Genomic DNA, 2,920 nt, shown 5'->3' with positions numbered 1-2,920 from the left:
GGAAGGCCTGTGCCGGCAGGACGAGCAGCAGGAGCGCCCCGCCGAGCCCGCCGAGGACCGAGAGGGGCAGGAGCCGCAGGAGCAGGCGCTTGTTCGCGGCGATCTCGCGGCGGTAGCCCCACGATCCGGACAGACCGCCGCCCACCAGGCCGATGTTGTTGGAGATGTTCGCGACGATCGGAGGGTAGCCGAAGAGCAGGAGGGTGGGAAAGGTGACCAGGGTGCCGGAGCCGACGACGACGTTGATCATTCCGGCCCAGAAGCCGGCGGCCAGGATCACGGCGATCTCGAGCAAGCGGGGTCCTCTCGGTGATGGGAGGTGTCCGCCGATTCAGGGCATCGGGATGCGCGGCGGGAAGGGCACCAGGCCAAGGATATGCCTGGTCACCCTTCCCTGCGGACCGACCCGGACCGGATGGTGCGTCAGGCGTCCTCGCGGTCGGGACTCTCGAGGATGAAGAAGTTCGACTGCTTCCCGTCCTTGCGCTGCTCCTGGTAGATGAAGTTCAGCCGGCGCTCGTCGAATGTCCGGAACCACTCCTCCCAGCTCACGTGGCGCAGCTTGTCGGTGTCCTCGTTGAAATCGAAGCGGAGGACGCCGAGGTGGTCACCGTGTTCCGTCCCGTCGACGGTCGCTGGACGGGCGTCCCGCGACTCGGCCCACTGCTTGATGACCTCGTGGTGTGTCGTCGCCAGGCTGCGGCCCTCCCGCTCGGGGTCCTCGTCGGGCGAGGTGATCTCCTGCGAATACTTCAGCGATTTCGAGGTCTCGGATCCTGTGCGGATCCGGCCGCCGTCCGGGCCGGCACCCACCTCCGCGGAGGTGTCCTCCTCCTCGGAACGGGACCGGTCGCCGCCGGCCCCGGACGGGCCGTCCGTGGAGTCTTGCCGGGCCGAGGCCACCGCATCGACGAGTTCGTCCTTCCGCATCCCCGAGGTGCCCGGCAGTCCCTCCTCCCTGGCCTCCTTGCGCAGCTCGTCCACCGTCATCCCGCGTAGTTCGGTCTCACTGACCTCGCGGGTGTTCGGGGTCTGATTCCCGGGTTCGTCCGCCATGCTGATCTTCCTTCCGGTCGATGCTCCCGCGCAGATCGGCAGGTCCGGTCGGCACGAAGAACTAAGCGTGCTTATCACTTTCCCGGCGACCGGGGCCGGTGTCAAGGAGAACGGGCGAGCCCGGCTCAGTGGCCGAAGGTGTCCGAATCGACGATCTCGGCCTCGCCGGTGTCGAGCCTGTAGATGCGGGCCAATTCCTCTCCCGACAGTTCGAAGTCGAAGACGGCGAGGTTCTGCGCGAGCCGTTCCGGGTTGGACGATTTCGGGATGGCGACCATGCCCTGCTGGACGTGCCAGCGCAGCACCACCTGTGCGGGGGTCCTGCCGTGCGCCTCCGCGATCGCGACGACGCCGGCGTCGTCCAGCAGTCCGCTGCCCGGGCCGAGCGGGCTCCAGGACTCCGTCACGATGCCGTGCTCGTTGTGGAACGCGCGTTCCTCGATGCGGGGCCGCTGGGGGTCGAGCTGGATCTGGTTCACGTCGGGCACGATCCCGGCGTCGAGAACCTGCTGCAGGTGTGCCGGCTTGTAGTTGGACGTCCCGACGGCCCGTACGAGTCCCTGCTCCATCAGCGCCGCGATGCCCTGCACTGCCTCGACATGGCGACCCTGGTCGGGGTTGGGCCAGTGGACGAGCAGCAGGTCCACGTAGTCGAGGCCCAGCAGTGCGGCGCTCGCCTCGAACGCCCGTCGGACGCCGTCCTTGCTGTGGTGCTCGCGGTTGAACTTGGTGGTGATGAACAGCTCGTCGCGGGCGACGCCCGAGCGGCGGATGCCCTCACCCACGCCCTTCTCGTTGCGGTAGTTCTCCGCCGTGTCGATGAGCCGGTATCCGGTGTCGATCGCGAGGCTGACGGTCTCCGCCGCCTCGTCGTCGTCGAGCGGCCAGGTGCCGAGTCCGAGGAGGGGGAGGTGCGCGCCGCCGCGCAGCTGGACGGTGGGGGCGAGTGCCATGGTGGAGCTCCTGCTCGAGGGGTGGTGTCGGTCCAGCCTCCACCGACGGCCTCGGCGTCGTCAACACGCGGTCCCCGACCTCGGAGGGCAGGGGAATGATTTCGTTTCGGTCTCGAACGGATCAAGGTAGGCCGGAGGAATCCTCAAGATCGGTTCAAGGCCGGCCGTGCGGCGGCGACCTGTTCCGGGGAGAAGTAGTAAGGGTACTTAATTTCACATCCCGAAAGAATGGGCCTATAGTCTCTGGCAGGGCCTAGCAGCGGGCCATCGAACCACCATCGTGGAGCTGATCATGGAAACTTCCCTTCTTGTCGATTCCCATCCGCAGTCCGTCCAGGCTGCCGAGCCGGAGCAGTCCGCGTGGGGTGCGTTCCCGAGGATTTCCCCCAGTCCGACTCCCCGGGTCGAGGAGTCGGAGTTTCCCGACGATCTCACGGTCGTGTCCACCCGGCAGCTGCGGGTCCTGTGCAACCAGGCCTACCGCCTGCTCGACCGCGATTTCCCGCCCATGGAAGCCCTGCACCGGTACGAGCTGCTGGTCGAGGAGATCGAGCGGCGGGAGGTGCAGGCCGAGGCCCGCACCGCCCCGGTCAGGGCGCGCAGCGGCTTCCGTGACAACGCGCTGTTCTCGCGGTTCGAGCTCTTCAGCGACGGGACCATGGTGGGCCACGTGAAGTACGAGATGAAGGGCTCACACGCGGTGCTGATCCAGGCCGTCGTCGACCCGCGTTTCGACGCCGTCGACGTGGAGCCGGCACTCGTCCGGGAGGTCCTGCTGAACGCGCACAAGCGGCGCATCGCCGTCGTCCCCTACTGCCCGCGGGTCCGCGCGTTCCTCACCGAGTTCCCCCAGTACCGGGCGCTGCTGCCCGCGGACCAGCGCCGCAGGCTCGAAGCGAGCCTGCGGGACG

General features: G+C 67.9%; 4 protein-coding genes. 1 reads left to right on the top strand and 3 read right to left on the bottom strand.

Annotated elements, in window-relative coordinates; all coding sequences use genetic code 11:
- The 3 genes from CVO76_RS16470 to CVO76_RS16460 form a co-directional block, all read right to left on the bottom strand.
- A partial coding sequence (locus tag CVO76_RS16470) for a TSUP family transporter (protein WP_347876213.1) occupies positions 1–295 on the bottom strand: 295 nt, incomplete at its 3' end.
- Positions 296–423: 128 nt separating this feature from the next.
- Complete coding sequence (locus CVO76_RS16465; protein ID WP_208740158.1) at positions 424–1,056, bottom strand: Rho termination factor N-terminal domain-containing protein; 633 nt, start codon at positions 1,054–1,056, stop codon at positions 424–426.
- A 125-nt stretch (positions 1,057–1,181) separates the two neighbouring features.
- Positions 1,182–2,009 carry an aldo/keto reductase gene (locus CVO76_RS16460; protein WP_208740157.1) on the bottom strand — a complete coding sequence of 276 codons (828 nt, stop codon included), beginning with the start codon at positions 2,007–2,009 and terminating at the stop codon, positions 1,182–1,184.
- A 292-nt stretch (positions 2,010–2,301) separates the two neighbouring features.
- Here CVO76_RS16460 and CVO76_RS16455 point away from each other — a divergent pair.
- Positions 2,302–2,920: GNAT family N-acetyltransferase (locus CVO76_RS16455; protein ID WP_208740156.1), on the top strand; the 619-nt coding region annotated here is incomplete at its 3' end.

This window comes from Arthrobacter agilis (assembly GCF_002953615.1).
Classification (GTDB): domain Bacteria; phylum Actinomycetota; class Actinomycetes; order Actinomycetales; family Micrococcaceae; genus Arthrobacter_D; species Arthrobacter_D agilis_B.
The sequence above is the reverse complement of the archived record's forward strand: the minus strand, read 5'-3'. Positions and strand labels throughout refer to the sequence as shown.